The organism is Roseobacter fucihabitans (genome assembly GCF_014337925.2).
Lineage (GTDB): Bacteria > Pseudomonadota > Alphaproteobacteria > Rhodobacterales > Rhodobacteraceae > Roseobacter > Roseobacter fucihabitans.
On the sequence record NZ_CP143423.1, the window covers coordinates 3,779,137 to 3,794,048 of the forward strand.

The 14,912-nt window shown below is 60.4% G+C and carries 15 protein-coding genes and 1 tRNA gene; 4 read left to right on the plus strand and 12 right to left on the minus strand.

The features are described 5' to 3' along the window. Positions 1-135: 135 nt before the first annotated feature. Positions 136-212: transfer RNA gene (locus ROLI_RS18640), tRNA-Met, on the plus strand. Here ROLI_RS18640 and ROLI_RS18645 read toward each other — a convergent pair. The 12 genes from ROLI_RS18645 to trbB form a co-directional block, all read right to left on the minus strand. After that, on the minus strand, positions 169-1,878 hold the full coding sequence (locus ROLI_RS18645; RefSeq protein WP_222869716.1) for a recombinase family protein: 1,710 nt from the start codon (positions 1,876-1,878) through the stop codon (positions 169-171). The genes ROLI_RS18640 and ROLI_RS18645 overlap by 44 nt on opposite strands. A gap of 402 nt (positions 1,879-2,280) precedes the next feature. Then, positions 2,281-2,541, minus strand: coding sequence for a DUF2274 domain-containing protein (locus tag ROLI_RS18650; RefSeq protein WP_187432169.1), 261 nt, complete (start codon positions 2,539-2,541; stop codon positions 2,281-2,283). After that, complete coding sequence (locus tag ROLI_RS18655; RefSeq protein ID WP_187432170.1) at positions 2,541-3,719, minus strand: TrbI/VirB10 family protein; 1,179 nt, start codon at positions 3,717-3,719, stop codon at positions 2,541-2,543. Before ROLI_RS18655 ends, ROLI_RS18650 begins: the two co-directional genes overlap by 1 nt. Continuing rightward, positions 3,716-4,672: a P-type conjugative transfer protein TrbG gene (trbG, locus tag ROLI_RS18660; RefSeq protein WP_187432171.1), complete on the minus strand. Its 957-nt coding sequence runs from the start codon at positions 4,670-4,672 to the stop codon at positions 3,716-3,718. Before trbG ends, ROLI_RS18655 begins: the two co-directional genes overlap by 4 nt. Continuing rightward, entirely contained in the window at positions 4,669-5,352 is a 684-nt protein-coding gene (gene trbF / locus ROLI_RS18665; protein ID WP_187432172.1) for a conjugal transfer protein TrbF, read from the minus strand. The genes trbG and trbF overlap by 4 nt, the downstream gene beginning before the upstream one ends. Continuing rightward, entirely contained in the window at positions 5,352-6,665 is a 1,314-nt protein-coding gene (trbL, locus tag ROLI_RS18670) for a P-type conjugative transfer protein TrbL (RefSeq protein WP_187432173.1), read from the minus strand. The genes trbF and trbL overlap by 1 nt, the downstream gene beginning before the upstream one ends. A gap of 4 nt (positions 6,666-6,669) precedes the next feature. Continuing rightward, positions 6,670-6,939, minus strand: coding sequence for a putative entry exclusion protein TrbK-alt (trbK-alt, locus tag ROLI_RS18675; RefSeq protein ID WP_187432174.1), 270 nt, complete (start codon positions 6,937-6,939; stop codon positions 6,670-6,672). A gap of 8 nt (positions 6,940-6,947) precedes the next feature. Beyond that, positions 6,948-7,715, minus strand: coding sequence for a P-type conjugative transfer protein TrbJ (trbJ, locus tag ROLI_RS18680; protein WP_187432175.1), 768 nt, complete (start codon positions 7,713-7,715; stop codon positions 6,948-6,950). Further along, positions 7,712-10,234, minus strand: coding sequence for a conjugal transfer protein TrbE (gene trbE, locus ROLI_RS18685; RefSeq protein WP_187432176.1), 2,523 nt, complete (start codon positions 10,232-10,234; stop codon positions 7,712-7,714). Before trbE ends, trbJ begins: the two co-directional genes overlap by 4 nt. A gap of 3 nt (positions 10,235-10,237) precedes the next feature. Then, a complete protein-coding gene (locus ROLI_RS18690) occupies positions 10,238-10,507 on the minus strand; it encodes a VirB3 family type IV secretion system protein (protein WP_187432177.1) in 270 nt (89 codons plus the stop codon). Next, positions 10,507-10,839, minus strand: a complete 333-nt coding sequence (locus tag ROLI_RS18695) for a TrbC/VirB2 family protein (protein ID WP_187432178.1) — start codon at positions 10,837-10,839, stop codon at positions 10,507-10,509. The genes ROLI_RS18690 and ROLI_RS18695 overlap by 1 nt, the downstream gene beginning before the upstream one ends. Then, positions 10,839-11,819 carry a P-type conjugative transfer ATPase TrbB gene (gene trbB, locus ROLI_RS18700; RefSeq protein ID WP_187432179.1) on the minus strand — a complete coding sequence of 327 codons (981 nt, stop codon included), beginning with the start codon at positions 11,817-11,819 and terminating at the stop codon, positions 10,839-10,841. The genes ROLI_RS18695 and trbB overlap by 1 nt, the downstream gene beginning before the upstream one ends. Before the next feature lie 699 nt (positions 11,820-12,518). On the opposite strand from trbB, the gene tnpA reads away from it, so the two are divergent. From tnpA to tnpC, 3 genes are all read left to right on the plus strand, one after another. Beyond that, on the plus strand, positions 12,519-12,887 hold the full coding sequence (gene tnpA / locus ROLI_RS18705; protein ID WP_187432183.1) for an IS66-like element accessory protein TnpA: 369 nt from the start codon (positions 12,519-12,521) through the stop codon (positions 12,885-12,887). Beyond that, a complete protein-coding gene (gene tnpB / locus ROLI_RS18710; protein WP_316247510.1) occupies positions 12,884-13,231 on the plus strand; it encodes an IS66 family insertion sequence element accessory protein TnpB in 348 nt (115 codons plus the stop codon). Before tnpA ends, tnpB begins: the two co-directional genes overlap by 4 nt. A gap of 62 nt (positions 13,232-13,293) precedes the next feature. Then, positions 13,294-14,892, plus strand: coding sequence for an IS66 family transposase (gene tnpC, locus ROLI_RS18715; RefSeq protein WP_187432181.1), 1,599 nt, complete (start codon positions 13,294-13,296; stop codon positions 14,890-14,892). Positions 14,893-14,912: the final 20 nt, after the last annotated feature.

Sequence of the window (14,912 nt, forward strand, 5' to 3'; positions counted from 1 at the left end):
ACTTGACCATACTTATCGCGCATATATGTGCCGAGTAGTTAGAAAATAGCTGAGTAGGCAAAAAAAGAACGATGTTATGTCCAAAAGCACTTGTGTTCTCTATGGAGTAGCCTTAACCGTCCCTCAGCGAAATGGCGCGGGATGGAGCAGCCCGGTAGCTCGTCAGGCTCATAACCTGAAGGTCGTAGGTTCAAATCCTACTCCCGCAACCAACTCAAATTGCGATTGACCCGCCCTTGTGGTGGGTTTTTTGCGTTTTAGGGAAATGCCAAGGATTCCAGCAAGATCGCCCCTCACATCGATGAGCATTTCATCGTCAGTCGGTGTCAAAATGATCTCGTCCACCAGGGACCGCAGAATTTCAGTGGCCTCCAGCCGTTTGGCCTCAATTTCGTCCTGCAGGGAGGAATGCAGTTTCTCGACCTGCAGGCGGTAGAAACCCGCCATCTCGGGATGTAGAAGCGGGGCCGGCTCATCGGCGTTGGCCAGAACAGCCTCCAGTTCCTTCTTTCGCGTCTCGAGCTCGATCATCGTGTCGTTGATGCGATCGGCTGCACCGCCTTTGAGTATGACATCGACCAATCTGTCCAACTCACGGTCAATTTGTTTGACCTCACTTGCAGCGGCGTCGATTGCTGCCCGTCCCTCCATACGCAGCAGGTTCATTTCACGGGTAAACTCGTCGCAAAACTCTTTGAACAAAGCCGGTTCCATTAGGTGATGACGTAAGGCACCCAAGACACGATCTTCCAGATGATCACGGCGTATGTTTTTGCGATTGTCGCACGTCCCCTTGTTCCGGGCTGTCGCACACCCGACAAGATCAGCCGAGATCATGGTGTAGCCACCACCGCAGCATGCGCATTTGGTTAGCCCAGAGAACAGATATTTGGGGCGGCGGCGGTCGCGGAAATGATTTTCCGATGTCAGTTCGCCACCACGCTTGTGCTTAAGTTGCGATTGCCGTTCTTTTACAGACGCCCACAGGTCATCATCGACAATACGAAGTTCCGGGACTTCATGGATGATCCACTCATCTTCGGGGTTCATCCGCGCTTGCCGACGGCCCGTATCTGGATCCTTAAGGAAACGTTGTCGGTTCCAGATGAGCCGCCCGATGTATATCTCGTTGTTCAAAATGCCGGTGCCACGCTTGGCGTTGCCGTTGATGGTGCTGAACCCCCAATCGCCACCGCTGGGTGCTCTGATACCGTCCTTGTTCAATTCGGTCGCGATGCGCTTGGGTGATTTCCCAGAGACGTAGTCCGTCAGGATCCGGCGGATCACACCTGCTTCGTACTCGTTGATCGTTCGGTCACCCCTTATGGGCTCCCCTTCCGACGAGAATTTCTTCACGACGTCATATCCATAGGCGTTACCGCCTCCTGATTTTCCCATCTCAACGCGTCCACGAAGGCCCCGGCGCGTCTTGTCGGCCAAGTCCTTCAGAAAGAGGGCGTTCATCGTTCCCTTGAGCCCGACATGGAGGTGCGTGATTTCGCCTTCGGACAGCGTGACAATCTTTACGTCCGCATATGCCATTCGCTTGTGAAGGCCCGCGATATCTTCCTGATCGCGGGACAGTCGATCCATTGCCTCCGACAAGACCAAGCTGAAGCGTCCGCGAAGGGCATCTTCGATCAAGGCCTGGATACCTGGCCTCAGAAGAGATGCGCCGGACACGGCGTGGTCAGAGTATTCTTCAACGATAGTCCAGCCCTGCTTCTCAGCATGCAAGCGGCACACCCTGAACTGGTCTGCGATCGACGCATCCCTTTGGTTGTCGCTTGAATATCTGGCGTACAGGGCGATTTTCACAATTCGATCTCCTGAGGCATCAGGAGCGCGGCTGTCGACGTGCTCCCGACTGCTGGTCATACCATTCTCGTGCAGCACGACGCGCTAGAAGGCGAACCAACTTGGCCAAGCGCGGGTCATGGCTTCCGGCGGAACTCGTAAGGCTCAAAAGACGACCGGGACCGTCTTTGCCTTTTCGATGCGCCTTTGGCTTGGTCATTATACCGCTGTCCGATTGAAATGGAAGATAACTCCATTGCCACAATTGCGGACACGAGCAGTTGGAGCAACTTTGCAGAGAGCGAAGTCTGGCGTGCCAATGAGCGCTTGCGGCGATGTTTTGTTACGCTGGCGAAAAACAGCGCAATATGCCGTAGTGCAAATACTTGCTCAATTCGGTGCCTCTTGGCGCTTACCCAACCGCTTCTGGGTCGTTTGCCACCTGACTGAACCATCACAAACCAATTGCCCATATCTTGTCCGTTACTTGGGACGCGCCCCAGACAGCTGTTGGGCAGCCGATTCTTGCGTTTCGCGCCTCAGCTTTGCAAAGCCTCGATCCGTTGCCATGAAGCGTTCGACCATTGGTGCGATCAGTTTTGCCGGATCCTTGATGATTTGGCTGGTTTCACGCTCCAGCACCTTTGCATAGGCGACGAGATCGCGATGAACGGGTGCTGGCAGTTCCACGGTCAGTTTGACCGGTTTGTCGTCCGACAAAGCGCCCAGTTTCAATTTGGTCATCAGTGACCTCCCTGTGGTTGGAGTATGAGATCGCGGGTCACGATCACGCGCACGGGGAACCCCGGCCGGATCGTCAGGGTTGGCGGAATGTCAATTTGACGACGTACGATCTCGCGGCCTGCATCACCTATGGTGTCTTGTGCTCCGTCGCGGATGGCACTGGCGATGGGATCGTCATCGTCGGTCCCCAGTTCGGCACCGATGTTGAGCAGTGTAGAAAGAAGCGCCGCCCTCAATACACCGCCCCAATGGTGATCGACGCCGTCCTCGAGGCCTGCATAACCCGCGCTATCCGCTCCTGGCTGTCTTTCAAGAACAATGGATTGGCCATCGGGCAGGATGATCCGGGTCCAGACCAGCAGGATACGACGTTGGCCGAAGCCGACGCCATTGTCATATTCGCCGATGAGGCGGGATCCTTGCGGCAGCAGGAGATAGCGCCCAGAAGGGCTGTCATAGACGTTCTGGGTCACTTGAGCCACGATCAGACCCGGCAAGTCAGAGCGAATGCCAGTGACGAGGGCGGCGGGAATGATGGACCCGGCCTGAAGGACGTAAGGCGAGGCGGGCGGCGTGACCCTGTCGGGCGCGACGATGCGGCGGTCGACGGGAGCATTGAGGAAAGCGAGTTGGCGGTCCTGGTCGCTTTGTGGCCCGACCTGACTCGGTTGCGGGGCTGGGAAACTACTTGGAGGTGCGGAACTGGGTGAAGCGAAGCCCGATGGAACGTTGGGTGATTGCGTTGCAAAGAACACTTCACTGGTGCGGGCGGCTTCCTCTTCCGCGAGCCGACGCTGCTCGGCTGGGTCAGGACCTGGCATGGGCGAGGCAGGGACGGGTTGACCCGCCTCCTGGGCCCGCAGGATCGGGCGTCCGAGGTCTCCGGGCAGAGCGGGTCCGAGTTGCGGAATGCCGCTGTAATCTGAGGGCAGGCGGCGCAGTTCGTCGGCGGTGGGGCGGTTTTCCGTGGTGAAGAGTTCGCCGGGGCGATCTCGGGCCGGGCGGTCCTGCAAGGCGAAGATCAAGGCTCCGCCGATACCAACCGCTGTGATGACCGCGATACCGCCGAGGACCTTGCGAGAGAGGCGCACGACACGGGGCGGGTCAGGTCGCAGCCGAAAGGGGTCAGTGGGGTTGGCCGACGGCGGCACGGCAGGGTCTGAGGCTGACGTGGTCATGGCCGCGGTCTCCCATCGGTGCGCACGATCCTGACCATCTGCTGATCGTCACCTCCGAGGCGCAATTCAGCGGCGGCAAAGAGCCGGTCCACGATCAGGACGTTGCGGAAGACGCGGGTGTTGACGAGTTCTGCGCTGCCATCGGCCCCAAGCACGAAGAGAGGTGGCATCTCGCCCTGCACGATGCCGCGCGGGAAGACGACATAAACGCGGCGGCCATCGTCGAAGACACTGTCCGGCCGCCAAGGTGGGGTGTTCCCTTCAACTTGCAGCCCATAGCGATAGTTGCGGTGGCTGGCCGGAGGGATTGCGGGCTGCTGGATCGATGGTGGGCGAGGTTGCGCGCGCCCCGGCGGATAGGACCAGGCGACCGACGGCATGTAGGAAGTCTCATTGGCGCGGAGTTCCAGCAGATACGTCCGCCGGTCCGTGTTGATGACAAGATTTGTTGAGATGTCGGGCCGGGTCGGTTTGACGAGGATATGGACGCGGGCGGTGCGCCCATTGCCGCTTTCGGTGTCTCCGATGATCCAGCGCGTGGTGTCTCCGGCTGCAATCGGCCCCGCGCCAGTCAATTGCTCGCCGGGTTCGAGCGCGATGTTGGTGATCTGACCGGGGGCTGCATAGATCTGGTAGAGTGCGCCTTCGCTGTAGGGGAAGACCTGGATCGCATTGTAGTAGCCCTCGCGGCGGGGCTCTACCCGGGCGGCCGCATTGGCATTGATGACGCGAGCCTCTGCGGTGGCCGCATCCGTGTCGCCGCCGCGCGACGGGGTCCAGGGCGGTGGCGTGTGGATGGCTCGCAGCGGTTCTTCTACCACGGGGGGCGGAGGCGTGGGCAATGCGGGGACATTGCTGTCATAGTCGATTTCGGGCGGTGTGTAGGTCGCGCAAGCGTTGAGCAGGAGAGAGGCCGTCAGGGTGATGGGAATAGTGATGTTTACGCGTTTCATTGCTGAAGCTCCCGTGACCAGTTGATGGCGTGGACGTAGATGCCGAGCGGGTTTTGACGGAGCCGTTCGGCGCTGCGCGGTGGCTGGACCGAAATGGTCAGGATCGCTGTCCAGCGCTCGGTCGCGGCAAGGCTGCCGTCCTGATAGCGCCGCTCGGTCCAGGCGATACGGAAACTGTCGGGCGAGGCGCGAATGACGCTGGAGACATCGACCGAGATCTGGACCTCGCCGACCTGCGCGAAGGGATCGTTGGACCGGGCATAGTCATTGAGAGCCATAGCGCCGCGATCGGTGGTGAACTCATAAGCGCGCAGCCAATTCTGACGCACAACGATGGGGTCAGCTGGGATCGCGCGGACCTGTTCGATGAATTGCGCAAGGTGATAGGCGATCTGCGGATCGGTTACCTCGTAGTCGGCACTGGCTGGGGCCACGCTGCGGGCCTCGCCCAGTCGGTCGACCTCGACGACCCAGGGCACGACGGTGCCCTGCGCGGATTGCCAGACGAGGCCGAAGGTCAGTCCTGCTGACAGAAACAGGGACCCGAAGGCCATCAGCCGCCAGTTCTTGGCTTGCACGCGGGCCGATCCGATGCGGTCATCCCAGACCTGTGCTGCCTTCTGATAGGGGGTCTCGGGTTCCGGTGTCTTGCCGTAGGTGAGTGAGGGGCGTTTGAACATCAGGGATCCCTTTCCGAAAGGCTGACAGTGGTGCCACCGCCGGGGCTATCGCCAGAGCGCAGGGCGTGGGTGGCGGCGGTTGCGCCATGATGGAGCGATTGCGCGCGTCCCATGCGGGTAGCCCAAGCTGGCGGGCCGGACGCAGGTGTTGGGGCTCCAGAACTACCGCTGCCGGTGATGGCACCGCCGCTGGCCGCAACCGCCGCCCGTGCCCCGCCTTGGGCACTGTCGCTCAAAGCTGACGCGGCCCGGCGCAGGGGGCTGGCGGCGACACCGACACCAGCACGCGCCATACCACCAACACCGGACGCAATCCCTGCGGCTCCGGTTCGTCCAGCCGACCCAAGACTATACGCGGCGGACGCTCCGCCAACTGTTGCGGCTCCGCCGCGCGCACCGGCAACCACACCGCGCCCGGCAGCGCTTGCCGCCATGCCCGTTCCGGTCATGCCGACGGCGGTGACGCCGCCTGCGACGAGCCCGGTGCCAACGGCTGCGCCCATGCTGAGTTGCGGTCCGCCGGAGATCAGCCCGTTGGCGATGCCGGGACCGAAGATGCCGAGGCCAAGAAGGGAAAGGGCGGCCAGCACGATGGCCATGGCCTCTTCGATATTGGGCTGATCGCCGCCAAACCCGGACGTGAACTCACCGAAAAGGCTCGACCCGATGCCGATGATCACGGCGAGCACCAGCACCTTGACGCCAGAAGAGACGACGTTGCCGAGCACCCGTTCGGCCAGAAACGCCGTCTTGCCGAAAAGGCCGAATGGGATCAGCACGAACCCAGCGAGCGTTGTGAGCTTGAACTCGATCAGGGTGATGAAGAGCTGCACCGCGAGGATGAAGAAGGCGAGCAGCACCATGGCCCAGGCGAACATCAGCACGATGATCTGGATGAAATTCTCGAAGAAGCTGACATAGCCCATCAGGTCCGAGATCGAGGCCAGAATGGGCCGCCCGGCATCGAGCCCAACCTGGGCCACACGCCCCGGGCGCATCAGGTCGGTGGCACTGAACCCGGTGCCACTGGCTTGCAGACCGAGCCCGGCGAAACTCTCAAAAACAATCCGTGCGAGCGCGTTCCAGTTCGAAATGATGTAGGCGAATGCACCCACAAAGAGGGTCTTCTTGATGAGCCGCGCGAGAATATCATCATCCGCGCCCCAGGCCCAGAAGAGGGCGGCGAGTGTAACGTCGATGACGATCAGCGTGGTGGCGAGGAAGGCAACCTCGCTACCCAGAAGGCCGAACCCGCTGTCGATGTAGCTGGTGAAGACCTCGAGGAAGCGGTCGATGACGCCGGTGCCGCCCATTGGTTCACTCCTCCGGGTCTGACGATGTTGCTGGGTTCAAGAAACGGCGGCGGGTCTCGATCCAGATGGCTGCGCAGTATTGGTCGTCCAAAGCGGCGTTTCCAAGGTCCCGGCAGCGCTGCAGCTCTGCCCGGAGCGGATCATTCACCTCGGGCAGTTCGGGGATGGATCGGATATCAATGTCATCCTCACGCGCGATCTCCAGCAATGCACCGAGGACTGCCATGAAGGCGAGAAGACCTATGCCAAGCCGAAGGATGAACGCGCCTTTCATCTCCGACCTCAGTTCTGGAACATCTGGGCATTGCCCGGCTGATAGCCGATGCCGGGGTCCAGAAACCGCCGCCGTTGTTCACGGGCCTGCTCCTGTGCCGCCGCCATTTGCGCTGATTCCAGGTTCTGCGCACGCCCTTGCGCGGCAATGAGTGCTGTCAGGTCCGCGATCTGCTGTGATTGCAAGGCGAGCAGTTGATTGCCGGCTTGCGTCGCCTGCAACGCGCCGGTTGCGCCCTGGCTCTCACCGATCAGCGCGGACATCTGTGCGCGGTTGGTGTCCAGATTGCCGACGACCCCCGCCTGCACCCGCATCGCGTCTTGCAGACCACCGACGGTCGTCTGCCAGCGCTCGCGGGCCCCGTCGACGAGCGCCTGATCTGTGGCCGTGAGCGAGGCCGGGCCGTAATCGGTCTGAAAAGCCTGATCGATTGCCTGCACGTCATAGGCGATCCGCTGTGCCTCGCCCAGAAGCTGCTGCGTGCGCTGTACCGATTGCTGCAGGTCCTGCAGTGCCGAATAGGGCAGGCTCGTGAGGTTACGCGTCTGATTGATCAGCATCTGCGCCTCGTTCTGCAACGAAATGATCTGGTTGTTGATCTGTTCGAGCGCTCGGGCGGCTGAGATGATATTCTCGGCATGGTTCTGCGGATCGTAGACGATGCGCCCGAAGCCGCCGAAAAACGCGTGGGCAGGGGTGACAGTGAGTGTTGCTGTCACGGGAACGGCGAGCAGCAGCGCTGTTGCGAGGCGGAGGGTGAGGTGTTTGGTGGTCATGGGGAAATCTCCTGTTGTGTGAGGGATGTGGGACCTGTCGATAAGTCCGTGGGGTCTTGTTCTTCGATGTCTGGCACGGATGGCGCTAGGGTCAGATTGGTCAGGCTGGGAAGCAGATCGACGGCCCAATCGACCCGGCGTTCGCGTAGCCAGGCTGGCACGAAACCATCGCGCCCGTGTTCGGCGAGAATGCGGGTGATCGCGGTCTGATCGGATTTGGACGAGGTCGCGGTGAAGGCGAGGGCAATCTCGCCTAGACCGAGGTCGAAAAGCCGGTTGCCGCGCCGGGATTGGCAATAATAGTCGCGTTTGGGAGTGGCCCGGGCGAGGATGTCGTTCTGGCGGTCGTTCAAGCCAAAGCGGCGATAAATATCGGCGATCTGCGGCTCGAGGGCGCGTTCGTTCGGCAAGAACAGCCGTGTCGGGCAACTCTCGATGATCGCGGGTGCGATGGCCGAACCGTCGATATCCGCAAGCGATTGGGTGGCGAAGACCACGCTGGCATTCTTTTTGCGCAGGGTTTTCAACCATTCGCGCAACTGCCCGGCGAAACCTGTGTCATCCAGCGCCAGCCAGCCTTCGTCTATAATCAGCAGGGTGGGCGATCCGTCCAGCCGGGCTTCGATCCGGTGGAAGAGATAGGCCAGCACGGCAGAGGCCGCACCGGTGCCGATGAGCCCTTCGGTCTCGAAGGCCTGGACGGTGGCCGTACCGAGCTGCTCGTCTTCGGCATCGAGCAGATGGCCGAAGGGGCCACCGATACAATAGGGCTGCAAGGCGCGCTTGAGGTCTTGGGACTGCAACAGCACCGACAGGCCCGTCAGGGTGCGTTCACCTACCGGCGCGGAGGCCAGAGACGACAGGGCGGACCAAAGGTGGTCCTTCACGTCCGGTGTGACGGTCACGCCTTCGCGCGCAAGGATGCTGGCGATCCAGTCGGCGGCCCAGTTGCGGGTCGCGCCTTCATGAATGTGGGCCAGCGGCTGCAGGGCGACTGGGTCCGACGCATCATCGGACAACGCGGCGCCCAGATCGTGCCAGTCACCACCCATGGCGAGGGCTGCGGCCCGGATCGAGCGGCCGAAGTCGAAGGCGAAGACCAGTGCCCCCGCATAGCGCCGAAATTGCATGGCCATCAGGGCCAGCAGCACGGACTTGCCCGCGCCGGTCGGCCCGACGACCAATGTATGGCCGACATCGCCGACATGCAGGGACAGACGGAACGGGGTTGATCCTTCGGTTTGGCCAAAGAGCAGCGGAGGGGCCGCGAAATGATCATCTTCCTCAGGACCCGCCCAGACCGCTGAGAGCGGGATCATATGGGCAAGATTGAGTGTCGAGACCGGCGGCTGTCGGACATTGGCGTAGACATGCCCGGGCAGGGAGCCGAGCCAGGCTTCGACGGCATTGGTGGTTTCAGCGATGCAGGTGAAATCGCGGCCCTGAATGGCTTTCTCGACCAGCCGCAGTTTTTCGTCGGCAATGCGCGGGTCAGCGTCCCAAACGGTGACGGTCGCCGTGACATAAGCTTCGCCAATTAGATCAGAGCCGAGTTCCTGCAGGGCGGCATCGGCATCCATCGCCTTGTTGTGGGCGTCGGAATCCAAAAGCGCTGACGCCTCGTTGGTCATGATTTCCTTGAGGATGGCCGCGATGGATTTGCGCTTGGCGAACCATTGTCTGCGGATCTTGGTGAGGAGCCGCGTGGCGTCGGTTTTGTCGAGCATGATCGCGCGCGTGGACCAGCGATAGGGGAAGGCGAGCCGGTTCAAATCGTCGAGAATGCCAGGCGTCGTTGCACTCGGGAAACCGGTGATCGTGAGGATACGCAGATGTGCGTCTCCCAGCATTGGCTCCAGCCCGGCGGTCAGTGGCTGGTCAGCGAGCAATGCATCGAGATGCATCGGCACCGCGGGCACACGGACGCGCTGCACTTTGGTCGAGATGGTTGCATGCAGGTATGTCAGGGTCTCGGCATCATCGAGCCAGATACATTCCGGCATGAACCCCTCAAGAAGTTGCAGCACGCGGTCGGTCCGGTCGACAAAGCCCGCTAGTGTCTCGCGGGCATTAGCTCCGCCCTCGCGATCACGCCCTTCGTAGAGGAAACGCTCGGCGCGGGCCGCTTCTTCAGCGGGCGGCAGGAACAGCAACGTCAGGAAATACCGCGACTCGAAATGTGCGCCTTCCTCTTCGAACTGCGCCTTGCGCTCGGCATCGACCAAAGCCGATGCCGCATCGGGGAATTGGCTGTCGGGATAGGAAATGGCGGGTATGCGTTGCGCTTCGACGAAGACTGCCCATCCCGAACAGAGCCGTCGTAACGCGTTGTTGATCCGGCCCGCGACCGCGACAAGTTCCGCAGGCACCGCGCTGTCGAGATCCGGACCACGAAAGCGCGCCGTGCGCTGGAAGGAGCCGTCCTTGTTCAGGATGACGCCCACACCAACAAGCGCCGCCCAGGGCAGAAAGTCGGCCAGATGGGAGGATTTCTGGCGATATTCGGCGAGGTTCATCATCGATCACACTCCGAGATGGCCGGGGATGCGGATATGACGGCGCACCACATCGACGAAGAGCGGATCGCGCTTGGCGGCCCATACGGCAGCAAGATGGCCCGCAATCCAGATCAGCAGACCGACCAGCCAGAGTTGCAACCCAAGCCCGATGGAGGCGGCAAGCGTGCCGTTCAGCATCGCGATGGAGCGCGGCGCACCTGCCAGCAGGATCGGTTCGGTCAGAGCCCGGTGGACCGGGATAACAAAGCCGGGGATAGCGTCAGGATCGACCATCAGATCACCGCTCCGCCGCCAAACGAGAAGAACGACAGAAAAAAGCTCGATGCAGCAAAGGCGATGGAGATGCCGAAGACGATCTGGATCAGCCGCCGCGCGCCACCCGAGCTGTCGCCAAAGGCGAGGGTCAGGCCGGTAATGATGATGATCATCACCGCGATGATCTTGGCAACCGGACCTTCGATGGATTCGAGGATTGCTTGCAGCGGTGCTTCCCAAGGCATCGAAGAACCTGCGGCGCGGGCGGGGGTGGCCAAGGTCAGCGAGACGAAGGCGGAAATGCAAAGGGCGTCGACCACCCGGCGGCTTGTTAGGAAATTGGTGAACATCAATCGGATCCTTTACTGGTGTCGGTTGCGGGTGAGAGACAATAGTCACCGGTCGGATCTAGCCCTTCGACGTGCGCCAGTTCACTTAGGCGGCGCGCGGAACCGCGCCCCGACAGGACGGCGACGATGTCAATCGTTTCGGCGATCAGCGCGCGGGGGACTGTGACGACAGCTTCCTGGATCAGCTGCTCCATACGGCGCAGGGCACCAAGAGCTGTCCCGGCATGGATTGTGCCGATGCCGCCGGGATGACCCGTGCCCCAGGCCTTCAGGAGATCAAGCGCCTCTGGGCCGCGCACTTCACCGATGGGAATGCGGTCAGGCCGCAGGCGCAGGGACGAGCGGACGAGATCGGACAGAGAAGCCACACCATCCTTGGTACGCAGCGCCACGAGGTTTGGTGCAGCACACTGCAGCTCGCGTGTGTCCTCGATAAGAACGACGCGATCCTCGGTTTTGGCGACTTCGGCCAAGAGTGAGTTCGTTAGGGTGGTTTTTCCGGTCGAGGTGCCTCCCGCGACGAGGATGTTGCGACGGTCGGCGACCGCGGCCCGGAGCGTCTCCGCCTGCGTCGCGGTCATGACGTCGGCCGTCACGTAGTCTTTGAGCGTGAAGACAGCCACGGCCGGCTTGCGAATTGCGAAGGTGGGCGCGGTAACGACCGGTGGAAGCAGCCCCTCGAACCGTTCTCCCGTCTCGGGTAGCTCGGCGGACACGCGTGGCGCACCCGTATGAACTTCGACGCTGACATGATGGGCGACCAAGCGAATGATGCGTTCTCCATCCGCATGGGAAACGCAGTGATCGGTCGGGCGAAGACCTTCGGACAAACGATCAATCCAGAGCCGTCCATCAGGATTGAGCATGACCTCGACGACTTGTGCATCATCAAGATATCCTGCGATAGAAGGTCCAAGCGCAGTGCGCAGCATGCGGCTGCCGCGTGAAACTGCCTCTGAGTGTTGATGTGCCACGGTCATGAGCGTCCCTTTTCTGCGGGACGACACATGACGGCCCGGGTTGTGGGGACGATCAAGAAGACTGGAAAGGGATGTTTCGCAACAGCTTCAAGGGTGTAGAAGTGCCTTGGCGTGGAAAGACAGGGAAACGGCGGTGTGGTGTTCGGAAACCGGGGTTACCAATTGATGTAGTCCAACTGCGAGAAACCATATTGCGGGTAAGAACCAAGTGGCTTCGCAATTACATGTGCGCACCTTCGGCGCCGTGGCCTATGCCATCAATGATGGATTGGACGGGTTTGTGTTTAAATTCAACGGTTCGATGGGCATCGTGTGCACTATGTGTGCAACTCAAAATCGCATTCTGTCGCGCTCTGTCGGGTGTTTGATGGTTGGGTTAGTTTGGTCAGATGGAAGGGAGTTGGAACCGCAAGGTCTCGGAAGCCTGACAATCCTGCAACGGGACTTATTCATTCGTCCTGCGCCGCGCGGATCAAAGATTTAGTGAGTTCAAGGTTGGCTTGGGGCACAGCTCCTAGGCTTTCACACCCGCTTCGTATTCCTTGATCATCCCAATGATCTGTTCGTCAGAAAATCTGCGTTTCATAGTCCATCCTCTCTGTAACCACCCGATTGGCACCGCCTGCCTGAATTTGGCGGGATGCGTTAAGACACGTGCATAGCGACGTCGTTAGTGACGTGTCTTATGCGGAGGGTGTCATGCGCGGTGAGGTTTTGGGTGTTGAGCGTCGGCGGCGTTGGAATGACGATGACAAGTTGGCGATTGTTTCATCTGTCGGAATTAACGGTGCAACGGTCACGCATGTTGCGCATAGGCACGATGTGACGCGCCAGCAGATTTACAGATGGCGGCATGAGCTTAAGAAGAAGGGGCTTTGGCCCACCGGCGAGGGCGGAGTTTTTCTGCCAATTGATTTCCATGTTGCAGACGTAGTGACATCACCTACGGAGCCCACACCGCCATCTGCTGTGGAGCTTTCCTTGAGCAATAGACGTTGCTTGCGATTTGATACTGGCATGGAAGCCGCCGCGCTGACGCGATTGATCCGGGCGGTGGAAGCCGCGTGATCGGTCCGGGAACCGGGGTTCGGGTTTATCTGGCCTGTGGGGTGACGGATATGAGGAAAGGCATCGCGGGCCTTTCAACGTTGGCACAGGATGTGTTGCGTCAGAAGCCTGCCAGCGGTGCAGTGTTTGCCTTTCGCGGGCGGCGGGGTGACCGGCTGAAGCTGCTGTATTGGGACGGCCAAGGTTTTTGTCTTTACTACAAGGTTCTGGAGCGGGGGCGGTTTCCATGGCCAAGTGCCCAGGATGGTGCGGCGCGATTAACCTCAGCGCAACTGGCAATGCTGTGGGAGGGCATTGATTGGCGCAGGCCGGACTGGGGCGCGCCACCTGCGCGTGTTGGTTAATTTATCTATCTGATATTACTTATTTATATGGTGTATTCTTATAGGTTTTGGTAGTTTGCGCCATGCCGATTGACACCTCAAACCTGCCCGATGATCCTGCCCTTTTGAAGGCGATGATTGCGACTTTGGAGGTCGAGAATGCCAAGATATCCGCGACGCTGCGGGCGCATGATCAGCTGGTGCAGGCCTTGCGGTTACGGATCGCGAAGCTGCAGAAGCAAGCTTTTGGGGCAAGTTCGGAAAAGATCGAGCGCGAGATTGAACAGCTTGAATTGGCGCTGGAAGATCTACTGGTCGCGGTTGCCGAGGCGGAAGACGCACCGCTTGATGAAGCTGACGCAGCACCATCTTCTGCTGCATCCGAGCCGGTTGAGAACAAACCCCGCCGTCGCCCGCGTGTCTCGGACACAACCCCACGCGAGCGCCGTGAGCTTGATCCGGGCAGTTGCTGCCCTGATTGTGGTGGTGACCTGCGTATAGTTGGTGAGGACGTCAGCGAGTTGCTTGATATGATCACAGCGCAACTCAAAGTGATTGAGATCGCCCGCATCAAGAAATCCTGCCGCCGCTGTGAAAAGATGGTGCAGGTGCCTGCACCCAGCCGCCCGATCCCGGGCAGCATGGCGGGCCCCAATCTACTGGCGCATGTGTTGGTCTCGAAATTTGACGATCATCTTCCGCTCTACCGACAGAACGAAATCTTCGCCCGCATGGGGGCCGACATTCCTGATAGTACGTTGGTGGATTGGTGCGGTCGGTCGATGCAGGTCCTCCAGCCCATTATTGAACGGATCGAGGCGCATATCATGGCGAGCGATCTGCTGCACACGGATGATACCCCTATCCGGGTTTTGGATCGCGCGCGGCGCGACAAGGGGTTGGGTAAAGGCGTGAAACAGGGCCGTATCTGGGCCTATGTCCGTGATCAGCGACCATGGGCGGGCACAGCGCCGCCGGGGGCGGTTTATTACTTTGCACCGGACCGCAAAGGCGAGCATGTCCGCCTGCATCTGCAAAACGGCACCGGTATCCTGCAGGCAGACGCCTATGCCGGGTTCAATGCGCTGTATGAGAAAGGCCCTGACGGTAAAAGCCAGTTCCGCGAAGCCGCTTGCTGGGCGCACCTGCGGCGCGACTTCCATGATGTCTGGGCGTCAGACAAATCACAGATTGCACGTGAGGCCCTCGACAGGATCGGGAAGCTCTACGACATCGAGCGCGAAATCGCAGGTCAAGCTGCTGACACACGCCTTGCGGCACGTCAAAAGCTGAGCAAACCGAAAGTCGAGGCGTTCAAACACTGGGCCGAACAACAGCTGACGCGCATCCCCGGCAAAAGCGATTTGGCGAAAGCCTTTCGCTATGGTTTGAGCCGCTGGCCGTCGTTTTGCCTGTTCTTGACAGATGGCCGCGTGGCCATCGACAACAACGCCGCCGAGCGGGCGATGCGCCCAATTGGGATCGGCCGGAAAAACTGGCTCTTTGCGGGTGCTGACACCGGAGCGGAAACCCTAGCACGCGCCATGACGTTGATCGAAACGGCCAAGCTGAACGGCATTGATCCCCAAGCCTACCTCGCCGACGTCCTCGACCGCATCCACGATCACAAGATCAACCGGATCGATGAACTGTTGCGTAAGCGTGCGGCCACGCTGCTCTGACGCCTCATAGAGTGGGTTGA

Excerpts from the sequence above, each read along its gene's own strand:
- ROLI_RS18645 (WP_222869716.1), bottom strand. The coding sequence starts at position 1,878 with ATGACCAGCAGTCGGGAGCACGTCGACAGCCGCGCTCCTGATGCCTCA.
- ROLI_RS18650 (WP_187432169.1), bottom strand. The coding sequence starts at position 2,541 with ATGACCAAATTGAAACTGGGCGCTTTGTCGGACGACAAACCGGTCAAA.
- ROLI_RS18655 (WP_187432170.1), bottom strand. The coding sequence starts at position 3,719 with ATGACCACGTCAGCCTCAGACCCTGCCGTGCCGCCGTCGGCCAACCCC.
- trbG (WP_187432171.1), bottom strand. The coding sequence starts at position 4,672 with ATGAAACGCGTAAACATCACTATTCCCATCACCCTGACGGCCTCTCTC.
- trbF (WP_187432172.1), bottom strand. The coding sequence starts at position 5,352 with ATGTTCAAACGCCCCTCACTCACCTACGGCAAGACACCGGAACCCGAG.
- trbL (WP_187432173.1), bottom strand. The coding sequence starts at position 6,665 with ATGGGCGGCACCGGCGTCATCGACCGCTTCCTCGAGGTCTTCACCAGC.
- trbK-alt (WP_187432174.1), bottom strand. The coding sequence starts at position 6,939 with ATGAAAGGCGCGTTCATCCTTCGGCTTGGCATAGGTCTTCTCGCCTTC.
- trbJ (WP_187432175.1), bottom strand. The coding sequence starts at position 7,715 with ATGACCACCAAACACCTCACCCTCCGCCTCGCAACAGCGCTGCTGCTC.
- trbE (WP_187432176.1), bottom strand. The coding sequence starts at position 10,234 with ATGATGAACCTCGCCGAATATCGCCAGAAATCCTCCCATCTGGCCGAC.
- ROLI_RS18690 (WP_187432177.1), bottom strand. The coding sequence starts at position 10,507 with ATGGTCGATCCTGACGCTATCCCCGGCTTTGTTATCCCGGTCCACCGG.
- ROLI_RS18695 (WP_187432178.1), bottom strand. The coding sequence starts at position 10,839 with ATGTTCACCAATTTCCTAACAAGCCGCCGGGTGGTCGACGCCCTTTGC.
- trbB (WP_187432179.1), bottom strand. The coding sequence starts at position 11,819 with ATGACCGTGGCACATCAACACTCAGAGGCAGTTTCACGCGGCAGCCGC.
- tnpA (WP_187432183.1), top strand. The coding sequence starts at position 12,519 with ATGCGCGGTGAGGTTTTGGGTGTTGAGCGTCGGCGGCGTTGGAATGAC.
- tnpC (WP_187432181.1), top strand. The coding sequence starts at position 13,294 with ATGCCGATTGACACCTCAAACCTGCCCGATGATCCTGCCCTTTTGAAG.